This window comes from Bacillus sp. JAS24-2, from assembly GCF_008274905.1.
Classification (GTDB): Bacteria; Bacillota; Bacilli; order Bacillales; family Bacillaceae_G; genus Bacillus_A; species Bacillus_A cereus.
Window position 1 is genome coordinate 4660292 of the sequence record NZ_CP031068.1, and the last position, 19807, is coordinate 4680098.

The following is a 19807-nucleotide window of genomic DNA, read 5'->3' on the forward strand; positions in this document are numbered from 1 at the left end:
TTTCACTTTTTAATACTTTTCTTTATCCTATCACATCAGCTATTCTATAAGAAGAGAGAGAACTTTCATAACTTATTGGTTTTACAGAAGAAGGGAGCAAACTTATGCAACTATTTCATAAAGCAATCAATCGACGTGGAACGCATAGCACAAAATGGGATACATATAAAAACGAAGAACTTATCCATGCTTGGATTGCTGATATGGATTTTGAAGTACCAAAACCAATTCAAACTGCCTTAAAACAACGAATCGAACATCCGATTTTTGGCTATACACTTCCTCCCGAAAATATTGGAGATATTATTTGTAACTGGGCAAAACAACAATACGACTGGGATATTCAAAAAGAATGGATTGTCTTTAGTGCCGGAATCGTTCCAGCTCTTAGTACGAGCATACAGGCTTTCACAAAAGAAAACGAATCCGTTCTCGTACAACCACCTATTTATCCTCCATTTTTCGAAATGGTCACAACAAACAACAGACAGTTATGCGTGAGTCCATTACAGAAACAAAATGATACATATGTGATAGACTTCAAGCATTTAGAAAAGCAGTTTCAGCAAGGCATCAAACTCATGCTTCTTTGTAGCCCTCATAACCCAATCGGACGCGTTTGGACGAAAGAGGAACTTGTGCAGCTCGGATCGTTATGTACTAAATATAACGTAATCGTTGTGGCGGATGAAATTCATTCCGATATCATTTATGCAGACCACACACATACACCGTTCGCTTCCTTATCTGAAGAATTAGCAGAGCGCACTATCACTTGTATGGCTCCAAGTAAAACATTTAATATCGCTGGATTACAAGCGTCGATCATTATCATTCCAAACGAAAAACTCCGTCACGCCTTTACTGCTATCCAGTATAGACAAGGCTTCCACGGGTTAAATATCTTCGCTTATACAGCGATGCAAAGTGCCTATACAGAATGTAATGATTGGCTAAACGAAATTCGATTATATATAGAAGATAATGCTCAATTTGCTTGTGAATATATTAAAACTCACATACCTGCTCTTTCCGTAACGAAGCCAGAAGGTAGCTTTTTATTATGGATTGATTGTTCTCGTCTAAAGCTTTCTCAAAACGAGCGTACCGCACTACTTGAGGAAAAAGGAAAAATCATCGTTGAACCTGGTGAGAAATACGGGTTAGGTGGCGAAGAACATATTCGAATTAACATCGGCTGTCCACGATCTGTTTTAGAAGAAATTTTAAACAGACTGCATCATACGTTTTCATAATAAGAAAGGAGTCTGCCCCTAATCATTCTTGGGGCAGACTCCTTTGTCATATTTTGTCGGTAAGTCGATATATTTCAATAATCGCTGATATATTTCAAGTTACGGTCGATATATTCCAATAATCGCCGATATAATTTGAGTTACAGTCGATATATTCCAATAATCGCTGATATATTTTCAATTACATTTCACAAAGAAAGCTACCATTCACGGTAGCTTTTACTTTTTCTTCATATCCGATGCTTTTTTTACAATTACGCCACAAGCAATTCGATCCCCTGATTTACCTGTCGGTTGTGTCATACCATCATCAGGGTTTTCTGTAATAATAATAGACGCTCCATCTTTTCTATGAATCGTCGTTTTCCCTTCTTCAAGTGTAATGTGAGGTGCATCGATTTCTGCTTTAATCTTTCCAGAACCATCTGCAACTACGTTCGGTAAATCACCGTTTTCTGCGCCCTTCGGATTAAGGAGTCCATGCTTTTTATCATCTGGATTAAAATGATTCCCAGATGATTCAAAACGAGGTGCCTTACACTCTCCGATTTCATGTACATGTAGTCCGTGTGGTCCTGGCGTGAAACCTTCCCCTTTAATCTTAATTTTCACTCCGCTTGTTTGCTGAGTTACTTTCGCAGTCCCCACTTCATCACCTGAAGCATTATGTAATTTCACGTCAATTTCTTTCGGCTTTCCTTGGTCACAACCTGCCATCAGAAATAGTAAACAACAACTGAAAAAAAGCCGTTTTTTCATTTTATTCCCTCCAAAATATATTCTGCCCTTAGATTGTCCGAGCATAGAGGGAAACATACAAAAATGAGTTACTGTTTCTTTTCAGCTAACAGCTTTTCTTCAACTTTCTGTAATCGCTCTGCTTCTCGTTTTGATACACGAATGAACATACGCCACGTAGCAATCGCACCGATGATAAATAGAACACAAACAATCCCCGGAATAATATATTCTGTTTTATCTTCCGGAAAATATAAAGGCATCATACGGAACACTCCTTATTATAGGATTCGAAAAACATCAGAATTTTCTGTTATATCATTTTAAATTATAGTGCAACCTACCCATATTCTCAAGGGGCGTTCTGAAAACGAAGGATTTCTTTGACTCCTTCCCTCACTTTCCTTACTATAAACTTGAGGTGAAAAATATGAGAGAAACATTTGAAATTGGTGAAATCGTTACTGGTATTTATAAAACAGGAAAATACATTGGCGAGGTTACAAATAGCCGCCCTGGCAGTTACGTCGTAAAAGTATTAGCTGTTTTAAAACATCCGGTGCAAGGTGACTTACATAACGTAAAACAAGCTGACGTACCATTTTTCCACGAAAGACGTGCTTTAGCTTTTCGTGAGCAAACGAACATTCCAGAACAAATGGTGAAGAAATATGAAGGAGAAATTCCGGATTATACAGATTCACTAAAATTAGCATTAGAAACTCAAATGAATTCATTTTCTGAAGATGATTCACCTTTTGCAGAGCGTAGTCTAGAAACATTAGAACAGTTAAAGAAAGACTACAAACTCTAAAAAACAAAACGACCAAATTACATAATGTGCAATTTGGTCGTTACTGTGTGCTCACTTTCTTTAACACTTTTGAAAAATCAACAAGTTCTCCTAATGTTGGAGGTGCTGGTTTTACTAAATACTCTTTATCTTTTTCTACTAGTTTAAAAATGTTGTACGTCGTCATTGCATCATCAAGCGCACAATGATGCTTCCCTGTCCCTACTTTTCCATACGCCTCAATTGCTTTCCATAATCCTGTTTGATTTCTTTCTCCAAAAAACTTCTTATACTCAAGCGATAAATCACGACACTGTCCGAAGAATGGAAAAGCTATCCCTGCCATTTCACAATTATGCTTCAGCACTTTCATATCCATATTTCCCCACGTTACAATTGTCGGTTTACATTTCGTTTCGTATTCTGAAAGCTTCTTAACGAGTTCAGGAAATGAAATCCCTTTATCCACGACTTCTTGTTTTATTCCTAAAAACTTCTTACATCGATCCGTTAAAGAGGGAAATGTTTTCGGCCTAACATGTGATGAATACGTATCTTCTACCTTACAGCCAGCAACTGAAACGAGTCCTACCTCAATAATCTCTGGAAAAAATCCTTTCGGTTTCTTTCTATGCTGGGGCATCGTAAACTCAAAGTCTAAAAATAAAAATCGTTGTTCATCCATACGATCCCTTCCTTATCATTTTTGTCATTCCTTTCTATTTGACACTCCTACACGAACAAGCTCGAATGCTAATTCCATTTTAAATATTCAGATTGGATGTATCTTATATATATGTCAAATGCCCACAAATATTTTAAAAAATAAGAAAAAATGACCTATGCAGAAAATATGACAAAATCTCTCCTTTCATTTACATCCGCCATTTTCCTACTTTATAATGACGTTATGTGTGTTTCTTCTAGAGCATTTTTGACACACTAAGAAAAAGTGAATGAAAGGAGATGAGATTTTTGCACGAAACAACGCAAGAACTCGCTAACTGGCAGTATTATTTTGCTATCGCAGTCTTTTTAATTACATATGCCATTATTATTTCTGAAAAAATTAATCGCGCTGTCATCGCACTTCTTGGTGCAGCACTCATGGTAATTGTGGGGGTCGTCGATTTACATAACGCCTTTACGAAACATATTGAATGGGGAACGATTACGCTACTCATCGGTATGATGATTTTGGTGAACATTACGAGTAAATCAGGTGTCTTCCAATACGTTGCCATTAAAGCAGCAAAAGGGGCACAAGGAAATCCAATTAAAATTTTAATTTCACTTTCCTTACTTACCGCGCTTGGCTCCGCATTTTTAGATAACGTTACAACTGTACTTCTTGTTGTTCCAGTTACTTTATCTATTACGCGCATACTGCAAGTAAATCCTGTTCCTTATTTACTTTCTGAAATTATTTTTTCAAACATTGGAGGAACAGCAACATTAATTGGTGATCCACCTAACATTATGATTGGTTCTGCAAATAAGCATTTAGACTTCAATGCTTTCCTATTGAATCTAGCACCTATTGTAATTATTATTATTGCAGTTACAGCGATAATACTTTACTTCATGTATCGCAAACAATTAATTGCCGATCCTGTACAAGTTAAAAAATTAATGAGCTTAGATGAAAAACAATACATTAAAGACCCAGTATTAATGAAAAAATCTTTAACGGTACTTGGACTTACGATTGTAGGTTTCATGACTCATTCTATTTTCCATATCGATGCCGCTATTATCGCCTTAACTGGTGCTACTGTACTTATGTTAATTGGTGTGAAAGAGCATGAAATTGAAGAAGTATTTGCAAGCGTAGAGTGGGTAACAATCTTCTTCTTCGCAGGGTTATTCGTACTTGTTGGAGGACTTATCGATATCGGTCTTATCAAAATGTTAGCTCAAAAAGTAATTGGTATAACAGGCGGAGATATTTCTTACGCATCCATCCTTATTTTATGGGTATCTGGTATCGCCTCTGCAACAATTGATAACATCCCATTCGTCGCAACAATGATTCCACTTATTAACGATATGGCAGTTGGGCTAGGCTTATCACCATCTGACGCACAAATCGATGTATTATGGTGGGCATTAGCACTAGGTGCTTGTCTGGGCGGAAACGGAACATTAATCGGAGCTTCTGCTAACGTAATCGTTGCAGGTATCGCGAGCCGCGAAGGACATAAATTTAGTTACATGGACTTCCTAAAAGTCGGTTTCCCAATTATGATCGTTTCATTAATCATTTCTCACATTTATATTTATTTACGCTACCTTATGTAGTAGAAAAAGCGCTCTGATAATCAGGGCGCTTTTTTACTTATAGCTACTTATCAACAAAAATGAAAAATCTACTCTTTATATCTCACCGGTTCATTTCGAATAATAAATAAGTGAATCGGTAAGAACACCGAAAATGTGATTACATGAATAATCGTAAATAATATAGAGTTCGTTCCGTATCTGTCTAAAATAGCGTAGATAAGATAAATGGACAATACAATCGATACAGCTGTTGCTAGTAAACTTATAATTGGTACGAAATTAAAAATGAAACATGCAACATATATGCCGAATACTTTCCACCCTGCTTCTTCTTTCAAAAAATCTGGTAATTTATCTTTCGCTAAGTCCCCCCACGTCTTACTATTCAAAAACGGAATAAACGCAAGCACCCCGTCCGTTGCACCATCATTTTTCGCCATCGAATAAAGTGCAAAAGCCGTTAACAAATATGAAATAATTGCCCAAATCAATATAACAAGAATAAACGCAAAACTAAGAGCAAAGAAACCTGCTAGTACGCCTTGATCCTCCATCTTATCCTCTCCTCTCTACTTTCAACATATTTCATTACATTGCAAGTTATGTTTTAAAATTTATCCAAACTCTTTGTATAATAAGAGAAGAAAGAGAATAAGAGAGGAGAAACACGTATGCATCCATTTGTAAAAGCATTACAAGAGCATTTTACAGCTCATCAAAATCTTGAAAAAGCAGAACCTATGGCTCGTTATATGAAAAATCACTTCCCATTTCTAGGTATTCAAACACCGGAAAGACGCCAATTATTAAAAGACATCATTCAAATACATACTCTCCCAGATAAAAGAGACTTCCAAATTATCGTACTTGAACTTTGGGACTTACCAGAACGTGAATTCCAAGCGGCTGCACTTGATATTATGCAAAAATATAAAAAGCATATAAACGAAACACATATCCCCTTCTTAGAAGAATTGATTGTAACAAAATCTTGGTGGGACACTGTCGATAGCATCGTACCTACATTTTTAGGTAATATCTTTTTACAACATCCAGAATTGATTTCTGCCTATATCCCAAAATGGATTGCATCAGATAACATTTGGTTACAACGTGCCACTATTTTATTCCAACTCAAATATAAACAAAAGATGGATGAAGAACTTCTTTTCTGGATTATTGGACAACTACATTCTTCAAAAGAATTTTTCATTCAAAAAGCAATTGGCTGGGTCCTTCGTGAATATGCAAAAACAAATCCGGATGTAGTTTGGGAATACGTGCAAAACAATGAGCTCGCTCCATTAAGTAAGCGCGAAGCAATTAAGCATATTAAACAAAATTACCGAATAAATAACGAAAAAATAGGCGAGACTCTATCATAGATAGACGCGTTCCTCTATTGAGATTTAAAAAAGAACGTGTTAGAATATGTTCATTATTATTAATATAAGTAGCGATGACGGACTTATAAGTACTTGCATAAAAAGCGATTCAGGGATAGTGAAAGCCTGAAGCCGCAAGGAAACGGCAGTCCTGAGCAATACATGATAAAGTGGATGCACCTTTTGTGTATCAACTAGGGTGGAACCGCGGGCAAACGCTCGTCCCTAGGCAAATAAGCCTTGGGATGAGCGTTTTTTTATGTTCTTTTTAACATATACTGCCCGTTTCCAAAGTATCAGAGTATGTCATCGCCAATACGTTAACTTTCAAAAGGAGGATTTTCTTATGTATTCAATGGAACAAGTTGTAAACTTAGCGAAACATCGCGGTTTTGTTTTCCCTGGTTCTGAAATTTACGGTGGTCTTGCAAACACTTGGGATTACGGTCCACTTGGAATCGAATTAAAAAATAATGTTAAAAAAGCTTGGTGGAAAAAATTCATTCAAGAATCTCCACACAACGTTGGTTTAGACGCAGCTATTTTAATGAACCCTAAAACTTGGATCGCTTCTGGTCACGTTGGTAACTTCAACGATCCAATGATCGACTGTAAAAAATGTAAAGCTCGTCACCGTGCTGACAAATTAATTGAGGATGCTTTAGATGCAAAAGGCATCGAAATGGTTGTTGACGGTCTTACTTTCGACCAAATGGCTGACTTAATGAAAGAACATGAAGTAAAATGTCCTGATTGCGGTAGTGAAGAATTTACTGAAATCCGTCAGTTCAACTTAATGTTCAAAACATTCCAAGGTGTTACAGAGTCTAGCACAAACGAAATCTTCCTTCGTCCTGAAACAGCACAAGGTATTTTCGTAAACTTCAAAAACGTTCAACGCTCTATGCGTAAAAAGCTTCCATTTGGTATCGGCCAAATCGGTAAGAGTTTCCGTAACGAAATCACACCTGGTAACTTCACATTCCGTACACGTGAATTTGAACAAATGGAACTTGAATTCTTCTGTAAGCCTGGTGAAGATTTAGAGTGGTTCGCATTCTGGCGTGAAACTTGTAAAAACTGGTTACTTTCACTTGGTATGTCTGAAGAGAGCATGCGTCTTCGTGACCACGGTGAAGAAGAGTTATCTCACTACAGTAATGCAACAACTGACATTGAATTCAAATTCCCATTCGGTTGGGGCGAACTTTGGGGCGTTGCATCTCGTACAGACTTCGACTTAAAACGTCACATGGAACACTCAAACGAAGACTTTAACTATATCGATCCACAAACGAATGAGCGTTACGTACCATACTGCATCGAGCCATCTTTAGGCGCAGACCGCGTAACATTAGCATTCTTATGTGATGCATATGAAGAAGAGCAATTAGAAAACGATTCTCGTACAGTTCTTCGTTTCCACCCTGCTTTAGCACCATACAAAGCAGCTATCTTACCATTATCTAAAAAGCTATCTGAAGGTGCTACTGAAGTATTCGCAGAATTAGCTAAAGACTTCATGGTAGACTTTGATGAAACTGGTTCTATCGGTAAACGTTACCGTCGTCAAGACGAAATCGGTACACCATTCTGTATCACATACGACTTCGACTCAGTTGAAGACAAAGCTGTTACAGTACGTGACCGTGACACAATGGAACAAGTTCGTATGCCAATTAGCGAACTAAAAGGTTTCTTAGAGAAGAAAATCCAGTTCTAATTATAAGAAAAAGAGGCTGCTCATAAGAGCGCCTCTTTTTTATTTTTCACGTTTTTCTTTAATTGCTACTGTACATCTTGATATACATAGTAAATCATCATTTTCATCAATAATGCGAACATCCCAAACCATTGTCGATTGTCCTCTATGTATTGGTGTTCCAATCGCTGTTACAATTCCATCTTTCTTTGAGCGAATGTGGTTCGCATTAATTTCTAATCCGAAACAAATACATTTTTCTTGATCAATTAAATTATATGAACCAACACTTGCCACTGTTTCTGCTAATGCAACCGATGCACCACCATGTAAAAATCCAAATGGCTGATGCGTACGCTCATCAACAGGCATCGTAGCAACCACCTTATCTTCTGTCATCTCTAACAACTCAATTCCAAGTGAATCCATTAAAGTTTTTGCCATATCGCTTCCCCCTTCTCTTACTTTAATTAAATGTATAATTTTACCTATTTATTTTCAAACTACTTATAACACTTATATAAGGAGGCTTCACCTAAATGAAACAGAAATTTTGTATATTACTGCTTATGTTCTCCTTGCTGACTATTGTACCAAATTGTGCAATAACAGCCAAAGCATCTAACCTGACAATCGATGTTAAGACTGTAACGCAAAAAGGTAAGAAACCTTATATAGAATATCAAATAAACAGGCCTTCTTTTCACGAATTTTCTGACTCTAAATTTCAAAATAAACTCAATTTATACTACAAAAAATCCACTGACAAATTTAAAACCAAATTAGAAAAAGAAGCAAAAAAATATTATAAAGAGACAGAAGGATCTAGTACACCATTTCATCCGTACGTAGCAAATGTTGATTATAAAGTCTCTTTAAACAAACCACCTTTTCTTAGCCTATATGTGAATTACTATCAATATACTGGCGGAGCACACGGTCTTTATACGTGGAAGGCAAATACATTCGATTTAAACGAAAAAAAGGTACTGCACTTAGACGATTTATTTGAACAAAAGGATAAATATAAAGATGTAATCCGTGCGGAGATTGTACGACAAATTAAACAAAATGAAAGCATTTATTTTCCTGATGCAACTGAAAAAGTAATGAGTATGAAAAAATTCCACTTCTTTTTAGAGCCAGACAATCTCGTCATTTATTTCCCTTTATATGAGATTGCTCCCTATTCAAGTGGAATTCCGCAATTTCGTATTCCATATACGTTGCTAAGAGACTATTTAAAGCCTTCTTATCAAAATATTTTGATTGACAACAAGTAAATATTTTCGCTACGATAATGTTAACCTAAAAACAACAGGAGGTTAACATTATGAGGAGATTTCATGTTTTAGATTTAGCATTAGCTGCCATGTTCGTTGCTCTTATGGCAATCGGTGCAAATATTGTATCTTGGGCACCATTCCTTCAAGTAGCAGGCATCCCATTATCTATGCAACCATTTTTCGCAATTTTAGCAGGTCTTCTTCTTGGAAGTAGACTTGGTGCCTTATCCATGACTGTATATATGCTCGTTGGCGTAGCCGGCGCACCAATCTTCGCTAACTTCAAAGCTGGATTTGGAGCACTTTTAGATCCTACTGGTGGTTTTATTATCGCATTTATTATCGTTGCTTACGTATCCGGAAAACTAGTAGAACAAAAAGAAAGACCAACATTCATTACATTTGCAATTGCCTCTTTCACAGGAATTATTTTAACTTATATAATCGGTACTACTTACATGTACGGGGCAGTCAATCTCTTTATGGGCGGTAATATGAGCTATAAAGCTGCTTGGATGATTATGATGTGTTTTGCAGTAAAAGATATTGCATTTACAATTATCGGTGCTATTATCGCACCTCGCATATATTATGCTGTGCGTCGTTCTGCTTATCAGCATTCTCATTCGACGATTTCATAATAAAAAAATGAGTTATTTCAGTATACTGAAATAACTCATTTTTTATTATGACTCTTGATCCGCTTGTTCTTCTAAAATTTTCTTCATCATCGCAACCATGTCATCACGTAATTCTGGGTGTTGCAGAGCCATTTCGATTGTCGTTTGAACGAATCCTAGCTTTTCACCTACGTCGTAGCGCTTTCCTTCGAAATCGTAGGCAAATACACGTTGGATTTCATTTAAGCTTTGGATTGCATCTGTTAACTGAATTTCACCACCAGCACCGACATGTTGCTGTTCTAAGAACATAAAGATTTCAGGCGTTAAAATGTAGCGCCCCATAATCGCTAAGTTTGAAGGAGCTGTACCTTGTGCTGGTTTCTCAACGAAATTGCGAACTTGGTAACGACGACCTTCTTGTTCTAATGGATCGATAATTCCATAGCGATGTGTTTCCGACTCTGGAACAGTTTGTACACCAATAACAGAAGAAAGTGTTTTTTCATACTCATCCATTAATTGACGTAAACACGGTTTCTCAGCTTGGACAATATCATCACCTAGTAACACTGCAAATGGCTCATCACCAATGAATTTACGTGCACACCAAACAGCATGTCCTAGTCCCTTCGGCTCTTTTTGACGGATGTAATGAATATCTACCATTTTTGAAGAAGCTTGTACTTTTTCAAGCAACTCATATTTTTTCTTCTCTAATAAGTTTTGTTCTAGTTCAAATGCGTTATCAAAATGATCTTCGATAGAGCGCTTTGTTTTACCAGTAACAATAATAATATCTTCGATTCCCGATTTCACTGCTTCTTCTACAATGTATTGGATCGTTGGTTTATCTACTATCGGTAACATTTCTTTCGGCATTGCTTTCGTTGCTGGTAAAAAACGTGTTCCTAATCCAGCTGCTGGGATTATCGCTTTTCTTACTTTTTTCATCACAAAATACCCTCTCTCCTGTCGGAATCAATAGCAATCATTTCCTACATAAAACAAAAGGGAGATTTCGCTCCCTTTTGTTCCTTACTACTTAAAATTACTTTGTATTATAAACGATTCATAATGTCTTCTTTAATAGTAAGTAACTTTTGTTCACTATTTTGTAAAGAACTATCTTTCACACCAAAGTAAAACTTAATCTTCGGCTCAGTTCCAGATGGACGTAGGCAGAACCATGAACCATCCTCTAATTGATATTTTAACACATTTGATTTCGGTAAGTGAATCTCTTCTTTATGTCCATCTTGTAAAGATGTAACAACGCTCGCTTTATAGTCTTCAACTGCTACGACTGTTAAGCCCGCCACTTCTTTCGGAGGATTTTCACGGAACGTTGCCATCATCTCTTGGATTTTTTCCGCTCCATCTTTTCCTTTTAACGTTAACGATACAAGGTCTTCACGGAAGAAGCCGTACTTCTCAAATACTTCTAATAGACCGTCATATAACGTTTTCCCTTGTGATTTGTAGTATGCAGCTACTTCACATGCAAATAGAACAGATTGTACTGCATCTTTATCACGGCAGAATGGGCGGATTAAATAACCATAGCTTTCCTCATAACCGAATTGGAATTCATATTGTCCGCTTTCTTCATACTGTCTAATTTTCTCACCGATAAATTTAAATCCAGTTAGCGTATCAACTGTATCTAAACCGTATGCTTTTGCAATTGTACGACCAATTTCAGACGTTACGATTGTTTTTAATACGACACCGTTCTCTGGAAGCGTTCCGTTTTCTTTCTTTTGAGATAGTAAGTAATCAAGCATTAATGCACCTGTTTGGTTTCCTGTTAATACTTGGAACTCACCATTATGATTACGCACTGCTACACCAAGACGGTCTGCGTCAGGATCAGTTGCGATTAATACATCTGCGCCTACCTTTTCACCGTCACGAATTGCATACTCAAACGCTGCGTGCTCCTCTGGGTTCGGTGATTTTACTGTAGAGAAGTTTGGATCTGGTAACTCTTGTTCTTTTACAACTGTTACATCTGTAAATCCAACTTCTTTTAAACCACGGCGTACAGAAATATTTGATGTTCCGTGTAATGGTGTAAAGACGATTTTTAAGTCTTTACCGACCTTTTCCACCATTTCTTTATTAATGATGACATTGTTCAATTCTGCAGCATATGCATCATCTACTTCTTGTCCAATAATATGTAATAAACCGTCAGTTTTTAATTGCTCTACATCAGCGACTTCAACTGTTAATTCATCTTCTACTGCATTTACGTAGCTAATTAACTCATCCGCCTCTTTTGGAGGTAACTGTCCACCATCTTCACCGTATACTTTGTATCCGTTATATTCAGGTGGATTATGGCTTGCCGTAAGAACGATTCCACTTACTGTATGTAAATGACGAACTGCGAAAGAAAGTACTGGCGTTGGACGTAAGCTTTCAAACACATATGTTGTGATACCGCGTGCACCAAGTGTAGCAGCAACTTCCATTGCAAACTCAGGTGATTTATGACGAGAATCATAGGCTACAACAACACCGCGTTTTTTCGCTTCCTCACCTAACTTTTCGATAAAGCTTGCTAATCCTTTTGTTGCTTTACGAACTGTATATACATTTAAACGGTTCGTACCAGCACCAAGTTCACCACGCATACCACCTGTGCCAAACTCTAGATTTTTATAAAAGCTATCCTCGATTTTCTTCTCATCTTGCTTCATATTTTCTAGCTGTTCTTTTAATTCTGCATCTAATTGTGCGTAAGAAAGCCAGCGACTAAATTCTTGTTTCCAATTCATTCTTCTCTCTCCTCTCGCTCGTCATACCTTTATTATATGAAAAAAACATGCTGTATCTCAATATTTTATAAAATCTAACAGGATTTTACTAGGAATATTTGTATACACTATTGTTAAATACTCCACTAAAGGGAATGAGGATTATGCACGAATGGGGCTTGTCAGAAGAGCTCAAAATACAAACAAAGCAAATGATTGAAATTGCTGAAAAAGAACTATCGATTATGAGGAACGCAATCGATAAAGAAGACGAATGTATTTTATGCAAAATGGAAGATATTCATCATATGTTAGCAAATGTACAAACATTGGCAGCTACATACTATATTCAGGCATATTTATCACCTTATACGGAAAGTTCATCTTTTATTACGACAGCTATCCAACATTTAAGCGCCAGAAAACATGGTGCTCTTATCGTCGTGGAACGAAACGAGACGCTTGAAGCTCTCATTCAAACTGGAACGACATTAAACGCTCATTTAACTGCGCCATTACTCGAATCAATATTTTATCCAGGTAACCCTCTTCATGACGGTGCCGTTCTCGTAAAAAATAATCATATTGTCTCAGCTGCTAATATTCTTCCTTTAACGAAAAGTACAGAAGTTGATCCTGAGCTAGGAACACGTCACAGAGCTGCAATTGGCTTATCTGAAAAGAGTGATGCACTTATATTAGTTGTCTCTGAAGAAACGGGCCGTACTTCTTTTGCTTTAAATGGGGTTTTGTATACGATTTCTTTATAAAGTGAAACTTTAATCAGCCCTCACCAATCGAGCGTTTACCGGCAATCCGACCTAACTGCTTTCCTTTCGCTGAATTTTGAGTTATGGGTCTTACTACCCGGCAAATAGTGGGATAAACAAACCTATAAAAAAGAAGACTGTTCCAAAATATCGGAACAGTCTTCACTTATACTCTTATTCTTCTCCAAAACGCTCCACAAGTGTTGCAAGTGTACGTACCATTGCGCCAGTTGCTCCAGCTGGACCTAAGTCGTGCGCACCTTTTGTTTCTGATGTTCCAGCGATATCTAAGTGTACCCATGGTGTATCTTCAGCGAATTCGCCTAAGAATGTACCTGCCATAACCGCATGTCCTTCACGGCCTGGTGAGTTATTTAAATCAGCAAACTTACTGTTTCTCACACGTTCTTTATCACGATCAAAAATCGGTAGTTGCCAAATTGGCTCATCTGTTTCCATAGAAGCCTCTAGCACTTGCTCAAATAACTCTTCATTATTTGTCATTGCGCCTGTCGTATAGTTTCCAAGTGCAACAATTACACCGCCTGTTAATGTTGCAACATCAACAAGGTAGTTTGCACCAAGTTTTTTCGCATACGTAATACCGTCAGCTAAAGCTAGACGACCTTCTGCATCCGTATTTAATACTTCAATTGTTTTTCCGCTCATAGATGTGATTACATCGTCTGGCTTAAATGCCGTACCACTTACAACGTTATCAGTTGAAGGAATAACAGCGATCACATTTTGTTCTGGGCGAAGTTCACCGATAATTTCCATCGCACCTAATACAGCAGCTGCACCGCCCATATCACCTTTCATACCAACCATGCCTTCACGTGGTTTTAAAGAATAACCACCAGTATCGTATGTAATACCTTTTCCAACGAACCCAATGACATCTGTCCACTCTTCTTTTCCTTTATAAATAAGAGCAATCATTTTTGGTGGCTCTACACTACCTTGGTTTACTGCAAGTAACGCACCCATACCAAGGTCTTCCATCTCTTCTTTCTCAAGAACTTTATAGTCCATATCATATTTCTCCGCTAATTCAACAGCATACTCAGCAAGCTTTGTCGCTGTTAATACGTTTGGCGGCATATTTACAAGTGTACGAGCTGAATTTGTTGCACGTCCATGTACGTAGCCAACTGTTAATGCTGCTTCAATTTCTTGTGCATCTTCCGCTGTAATAGCCGTGAACTTCTCTAACTCTACACGATCCTTTTTATCTGATTTATACGTTTGTAACTCATATGTACCAAGGCCTTGTACCTCTGCCGCAATATGAGCGACATCAATCGCGTCTAATTTCTCTGTTACGAAAGAATCAAGTAAGATTGCTGCATCTCGTACTTTTGCTGCTTGCAGTGTTTTAAACGCCTTACCAAGAGCCGCACGTAACGTTTCTGTCGTGTAAGATTCTTTCTTTCCTAAACCAACAAAGTAATAACGTTTCACATTTGTTTTCCCTAAGCTATGTACTTTCGAAATGGCCTTTTTCTTCGTAGATAATTCTTTCTCTTCTAGTAAAACTTGTAATTGCCCTTCAAACGCTTTGTCCAGTTCTTGTACAAAACTACTCATTTTCTCTTCTTCAAATAAAGCAACAATTACCGCTTCATGACCTGCTAATTCTTTTTGTACTTGAAACATGTTCAGACCCCCTAAATTTCTCTACCACCATTATAACTTTATTTTCGATAAAATGCGATAATTCTAACTACAGTTATATGGCGTGTAAAATCGCAGATCCAAAATCTCCTCTATCATGAAATAAGCCAAGAAAAAAAGTCTAGCGTAATTACGACTAGACTATCTTTGTTTTAAATATTGACCACGAAACACTTGCATCGTTTCGTCTTGATTTAACATCGTTAACTCTTCTTCTGTAAACTTACCATTTCCTACTTTTACTACGTACACATTTACTTTTTTCTTACCCCATTGGCTATAAACATCTTTCACCGTATCATAATATAGATCAAGACGGTTTCCTTTTATTGCACCGCCCTTATCAGCTACTACACCATACCCGTAACCTGGCACGAAGAGAATCGTTCCAATCGGGAATACGCGTAAGTCCGCAGCAATTGTGGAATATAAATCCCTTTTCACTTTGACACCTGAATATGTAATACCATACTCTGGATGCCCTGGCCTCTTACCAGTTGACTCAATCCCCGATGTATAACCTGTTGCAGTCATTTCAATTGAACGATATTTAGACCAGTCGTTTGCCTGCTCTAAAGCATTTATCACTTCTTTACTCGGAGCAACATTTCTCTTAACTTCTGCTGCATGTACTTCTTTTGCACTCATTCCTTCATATATCTTTACAATCTCTAATAAAGAAACTCCTGTGAAAGCATTCCATGTTACGCATAATGCAATTGCAAGTAAACAAGTCATCATAATGCGAATACAATATCGTTTTAACATTTTTATATTCCACACTCCTTCATCGTTAATCATTCCCTATACGATGAAGGAATATGCAAAAAAATAATCTCCAACTTAATTGGAGATTAAAACATTTGATATCCGCTTTTCCGAAGTTTCTTGATTACGACTCCTGCTAAAGCAGCCCCTACTAATCCAGTAGATAGAATAAATACGTCTGCTTGTCCTAAGTGCGATACACTTGTCCCAAATGAAGAAAATGCTTCTTTCGGTTTTGAAAAATAATCCCACATACTCGCTTTATTAATAATAAGCATACAAACAATCGGATACACAATAACCATTACCCAAGTAGCTCGCAAAATCATATTGAGTAAAAATCCAATTCCAAAGAACAAAATAAAGAATAACATCATTGAAATAAGTAGTACCGGTATACTCACTCTTTTCCCCTCTCCTCCGCACGTGCCGTAAATACGTGATAAGCTGTATAACCAAATGGTTCACCTGGATTTAATGTTTTGTCCACTTCAAGATGTAGTTCTGATCTTCCTTCTAACAAATATTTAATAAGCACAGACGTATTCGGATCGTCTACAATCTTATCCGGATGTAAGAACGCCACTTCAGACAATTCTTTCTCCTGTACAATAATATTTTCTCCTTCAGGTTCCAAAAGGAAAATAATCATATTATCACTAATCTCATTACGAATAACACCCGATCGAACACCAATAATCCCCTTCACATGAGCAACAATGCCTGTCTCTTCTAACACTTCGCGTTTCACAGCTTCATCAACCGTCTCACCTTCATTTACAAAACCAGCCGGTAAAGACCATTTCCCTTTTAATCCACTGTATTTCTTCTTAACAAATAGCCACCTACCATCTTTTGTAGCTACTAAACCACTAACGGCTAGCCATACCTTCCCTCGTTTCTCCATGATGTAATAACCTCCTCCATCAGAACGGACAGAATATTCTTTCTTTTTTATATATTATACTATATTTTTAATATGAAAAAAGCAGAAACAGCTCTTAGCCGTTTCTGCTTTTTCTACTATATATTAAAAGAACTTTAATTTACCTTTTTTAAGAACTAATAAAGGTCCACCTAATAAGAATAGGTAACGGTTATCGATTACTTTCTTCATGAAGGAAGCTTTCCAACCTGTTAACTTTTTACCCATAACAACGCCCATTGCATCGTCATGACCTAAAGAACATACAGATCCTTTATTATCGAATGCGAATTTCTTCATTTCGCCCTTGCCACGAACTAATACAGTTAAGTTGTGTGCAATATTGTAACCTTGTTGAATTGCAATTTGTGCTGTTGGTGGGTAAGGACGGTTAATTTCTTCATTAATGATTAACGCTGCGTCACCAACCATGAATACATCTTCGTATCCTGGAGCGTGCATGTACTCATCAACTTTTACACGTCCGCGCATTGCTTCAAAGCCAGACTCTTCCACAATACCATTACCACGAACACCTGCAGCCCAAACTACTGTTTCAGACTTAATTAATTCAGTGTCATCGCCATTCGCAACGATAATACCTTCTTCAGTTGCTTCTTTAATTGCTGTACCGATGCGGAATTCTACACCTTTTTTCTCAAGCTGTTTTACAGCGTATTCTACTAACGCTGGATCGAAACCTGGAAGTGCTGTTGGAGCAGCTTCTACACAGATGATACGTGCTTTTTCACGTGGTACATTATACTCTTTGCAAAGTTCAGGAACACGGTTTGCAAGCTCACCTACGTACTCGATACCAGTAAATCCAGCACCACCAACAACGATTGTTACTAACTCATCGCGTTGTTCAGTTGCATATTTAGAGAAACTAGCTTCCATATGCTCACGAATTTCACGAGTTGCATTAATGTTAGCGATTGAGAATGCATGCTCTTTTAATCCTGTAATTCCGAATGTTTCTGATTCGAAACCAAGACCAATTACTAAGTAATCATACTCTAACTCACCATCTTTTAAGATAATGCGTTTTTCAGCAGCTTTAATTTCTACTACTGTGTCTTGTACAAAGTTCACTTTATTTGTATCAATAACGTCTTGAATATCTAGACAGATTTTTTCATCTTGTAATGTACCAGCTGCGCTCTCATGTAACCAAGTCGCTTGGTAGTGATAGCTGTTGTTGTTTACTAGCGTAATTTCAGCTTCATTTACAGATAATGCTTTTTGCAGACGAACAGTCGTAATCATCCCGCCATAACCTGCACCTAAAACTACGATTTTTGGAGTCTTCACCAAATCACAACCCTTTTCTTTATATAATAGTAATAAAAAATAATACCAAGTACTAAAAACTCTATTTGTCAAGAATGTGGAATTTATCACATTCTATATCATAACAAAACGCAGTCAAAAAATCGTACGAATTTTGTCATAGAAATTTAACATAATACTTCCCTATATTAGTCGGTTTTATTCCAGAATTCAAGCGTCTGGAGAATTATCAATATTTTAAAATAACATAGCGTTTTCAAGGGTTTTTTAGCCTTTTTTTCATGTATTTTCCTTTCTGTATATTTTATACAATAAAAAAGAACCGATGCGAAAACTTACACACAATTCAGTCGTTTTCAGAAGTATTATGAACTCAAATATGCTATCATTTATTTGAAAGTGTCATCATTTGCAGGATTTTCGTGTACATATGAACAATATATGAAATCAATATCAAAATTCCATCTATAGGGGGAATGAAAGTGGCAGAAAATCAAAAAGTTTACGACATAACAATTATTGGTGGTGGTCCAACGGGACTGTTCACAGCATTTTATGGCGGTATGAGACAAGCAAGTGTAAAAATCATTGAAAGCTTACCTCAACTTGGCGGACAATTATCCGCACTCTACCCTGAAAAATACATTTATGATGTGGCTGGATTTCCAAAAGTGCGCGCACAAGAATTAGTTGATAACTTAAAAGAGCAAATGAAGAAATTTGATCCAACTGTTTGTTTAGAAGAAGCTGTCGATACGCTTGAGAAACAAGCTGACGGTATATTTAAACTTGTTACGAATAAGCAAACTCACTATTCTAAATCAGTTATTATTACTGCTGGCAATGGTGCTTTCCAACCACGCCGCTTAGAATTAGAAGGTACAGCGAAATACGAAAAGAAAAACTTACATTATTTCGTTGATGATATGAATAAATTTGCTGGTAAGCGCGTCGTAGTATTTGGCGGTGGCGACTCAGCAGTAGACTGGACAATGATGTTAGAACCGATTGCTGAAAAAGTTACAATCGTTCATCGTCGTGATAAATTCCGTGCGCATGAACATAGCGTAGAAAGCTTAATGAATTCTCGTGCAGAAGTAAGTACACCATACGTTCCAGTAGAACTCATTGGTGATGACAAGATTGAACAAGTCGTTCTTCAACATGTAAAAACGGAGGAAAAAATTATCATCGATGTTGATGACGTAATCGTAAACTACGGCTTCGTTTCTTCTCTTGGCCCAATTAAAAACTGGGGCTTAGATATACAAAAAAACAGCATCCTTGTAAATTCAAAAATGGAAACAAATATTCCTGGCATTTACGCTGCTGGTGACATTTGTACATATGAAGGAAAAGTAAAACTTATCGCTTGTGGATTTGGCGAAGCACCGACAGCAGTAAACAATGCAAAAGCTTACTTCGATCCAAATGCAAAACTTCAACCGATGCATAGCTCAAGTATGTTTTAATATGCAAAAATAAAGCTCCTTCCATACGTGGAAGGAGCTTTCCTTTTATATAACATAAAAGCACACTGAGTCCA

At 37.1% G+C, this 19807-nt stretch carries 21 protein-coding genes; 9 read left to right on the forward strand and 12 right to left on the reverse strand.

Annotated elements, in window-relative coordinates; translation table 11 throughout:
- Positions 1-104 precede the first annotated feature (104 nt).
- Positions 105-1256: a MalY/PatB family protein gene (locus tag DN407_RS24325; protein WP_098295334.1), complete on the forward strand. Its 1152-nt coding sequence runs from the start codon at positions 105-107 to the stop codon at positions 1254-1256.
- Positions 1257-1475: 219 nt separating this feature from the next.
- Here the strand turns inward: DN407_RS24325 and sodC are convergent, their stop codons facing one another.
- Both sodC and DN407_RS31740 read right to left on the reverse strand, forming a co-directional pair.
- Positions 1476-2015, reverse strand: a complete 540-nt coding sequence (gene sodC / locus DN407_RS24330) for a superoxide dismutase [Cu-Zn] (protein WP_016110873.1) — start codon at positions 2013-2015, stop codon at positions 1476-1478.
- A 68-nt stretch (positions 2016-2083) separates the two neighbouring features.
- Complete coding sequence (locus DN407_RS31740) at positions 2084-2260, reverse strand: hypothetical protein (RefSeq protein WP_000982757.1); 177 nt, start codon at positions 2258-2260, stop codon at positions 2084-2086.
- Between the two features lie 164 nt (positions 2261-2424).
- Here DN407_RS31740 and kapB point away from each other — a divergent pair, with 164 nt between their 5' ends.
- A complete protein-coding gene (gene kapB / locus DN407_RS24335; protein ID WP_001209340.1) occupies positions 2425-2808 on the forward strand; it encodes a kinase-associated lipoprotein KapB in 384 nt (127 codons plus the stop codon).
- A 40-nt stretch (positions 2809-2848) separates the two neighbouring features.
- Here the strand turns inward: kapB and kapD are convergent, their stop codons facing one another.
- Positions 2849-3472 (reverse strand): 3'-5' exonuclease KapD, encoded by a 624-nt coding sequence (gene kapD / locus DN407_RS24340; RefSeq protein WP_000344358.1) that lies wholly within the window; start codon positions 3470-3472, stop codon positions 2849-2851.
- A 290-nt stretch (positions 3473-3762) separates the two neighbouring features.
- On the opposite strand from kapD, the gene DN407_RS24345 reads away from it, so the two are divergent.
- Complete coding sequence (locus DN407_RS24345) at positions 3763-5088, forward strand: ArsB/NhaD family transporter (protein ID WP_000545231.1); 1326 nt, start codon at positions 3763-3765, stop codon at positions 5086-5088.
- Positions 5089-5156: 68 nt separating this feature from the next.
- On the opposite strand, the gene DN407_RS24350 is transcribed toward DN407_RS24345, so the two are convergent.
- Positions 5157-5624 carry a hypothetical protein gene (locus DN407_RS24350; protein ID WP_000390061.1) on the reverse strand — a complete coding sequence of 156 codons (468 nt, stop codon included), beginning with the start codon at positions 5622-5624 and terminating at the stop codon, positions 5157-5159.
- A gap of 117 nt (positions 5625-5741) precedes the next feature.
- Between DN407_RS24350 and DN407_RS24355 the strand changes: the two genes are divergently transcribed.
- Positions 5742-6455: a DNA alkylation repair protein gene (locus DN407_RS24355; protein ID WP_087875860.1), complete on the forward strand. Its 714-nt coding sequence runs from the start codon at positions 5742-5744 to the stop codon at positions 6453-6455.
- A gap of 346 nt (positions 6456-6801) precedes the next feature.
- Positions 6802-8178, forward strand: coding sequence for a glycine--tRNA ligase (locus DN407_RS24360; protein ID WP_000287147.1), 1377 nt, complete (start codon positions 6802-6804; stop codon positions 8176-8178).
- A gap of 39 nt (positions 8179-8217) precedes the next feature.
- On the opposite strand, the gene DN407_RS24365 is transcribed toward DN407_RS24360, so the two are convergent.
- On the reverse strand, positions 8218-8601 hold the full coding sequence (locus tag DN407_RS24365; RefSeq protein WP_001140612.1) for a hotdog fold thioesterase: 384 nt from the start codon (positions 8599-8601) through the stop codon (positions 8218-8220).
- 95 nt (positions 8602-8696) lie between these two features.
- Here DN407_RS24365 and DN407_RS24370 point away from each other — a divergent pair, with 95 nt between their 5' ends.
- Positions 8697-9440, forward strand: coding sequence for a DUF3298 and DUF4163 domain-containing protein (locus DN407_RS24370; protein ID WP_000810318.1), 744 nt, complete (start codon positions 8697-8699; stop codon positions 9438-9440).
- 50 nt (positions 9441-9490) lie between these two features.
- Positions 9491-10084: a biotin transporter BioY gene (locus DN407_RS24375; protein WP_149216677.1), complete on the forward strand. Its 594-nt coding sequence runs from the start codon at positions 9491-9493 to the stop codon at positions 10082-10084.
- A gap of 45 nt (positions 10085-10129) precedes the next feature.
- On the opposite strand, the gene galU is transcribed toward DN407_RS24375, so the two are convergent.
- Both galU and DN407_RS24385 read right to left on the reverse strand, forming a co-directional pair.
- On the reverse strand, positions 10130-11017 hold the full coding sequence (gene galU, locus DN407_RS24380) for a UTP--glucose-1-phosphate uridylyltransferase GalU (RefSeq protein WP_033668372.1): 888 nt from the start codon (positions 11015-11017) through the stop codon (positions 10130-10132).
- 107 nt (positions 11018-11124) lie between these two features.
- On the reverse strand, positions 11125-12849 hold the full coding sequence (locus DN407_RS24385; protein WP_098281380.1) for a phospho-sugar mutase: 1725 nt from the start codon (positions 12847-12849) through the stop codon (positions 11125-11127).
- A gap of 143 nt (positions 12850-12992) precedes the next feature.
- Here DN407_RS24385 and cdaS point away from each other — a divergent pair, with 143 nt between their 5' ends.
- Complete coding sequence (gene cdaS, locus DN407_RS24390; protein WP_000545253.1) at positions 12993-13598, forward strand: sporulation-specific diadenylate cyclase CdaS; 606 nt, start codon at positions 12993-12995, stop codon at positions 13596-13598.
- 174 nt (positions 13599-13772) lie between these two features.
- Here the strand turns inward: cdaS and pepA are convergent, their stop codons facing one another.
- From pepA to DN407_RS24415, 5 genes are all read right to left on the reverse strand, one after another.
- Positions 13773-15257, reverse strand: coding sequence for a cytosol aminopeptidase (gene pepA / locus DN407_RS24395; RefSeq protein WP_000487949.1), 1485 nt, complete (start codon positions 15255-15257; stop codon positions 13773-13775).
- A 159-nt stretch (positions 15258-15416) separates the two neighbouring features.
- Positions 15417-16043 carry a 3D domain-containing protein gene (locus tag DN407_RS24400; RefSeq protein ID WP_000920098.1) on the reverse strand — a complete coding sequence of 209 codons (627 nt, stop codon included), beginning with the start codon at positions 16041-16043 and terminating at the stop codon, positions 15417-15419.
- Between the two features lie 86 nt (positions 16044-16129).
- Positions 16130-16447 carry a YuiB family protein gene (locus DN407_RS24405; protein WP_000027011.1) on the reverse strand — a complete coding sequence of 106 codons (318 nt, stop codon included), beginning with the start codon at positions 16445-16447 and terminating at the stop codon, positions 16130-16132.
- On the reverse strand, positions 16444-16950 hold the full coding sequence (locus DN407_RS24410) for an NUDIX hydrolase (protein WP_000415320.1): 507 nt from the start codon (positions 16948-16950) through the stop codon (positions 16444-16446). The genes DN407_RS24405 and DN407_RS24410 overlap by 4 nt, the downstream gene beginning before the upstream one ends.
- 123 nt (positions 16951-17073) lie before the next feature.
- On the reverse strand, positions 17074-18282 hold the full coding sequence (locus DN407_RS24415) for an NAD(P)/FAD-dependent oxidoreductase (protein WP_000856612.1): 1209 nt from the start codon (positions 18280-18282) through the stop codon (positions 17074-17076).
- Positions 18283-18743: 461 nt separating this feature from the next.
- Here DN407_RS24415 and DN407_RS24420 point away from each other — a divergent pair, with 461 nt between their 5' ends.
- On the forward strand, positions 18744-19733 hold the full coding sequence (locus tag DN407_RS24420; RefSeq protein ID WP_000829788.1) for an NAD(P)/FAD-dependent oxidoreductase: 990 nt from the start codon (positions 18744-18746) through the stop codon (positions 19731-19733).
- Positions 19734-19807 lie beyond the last annotated feature (74 nt).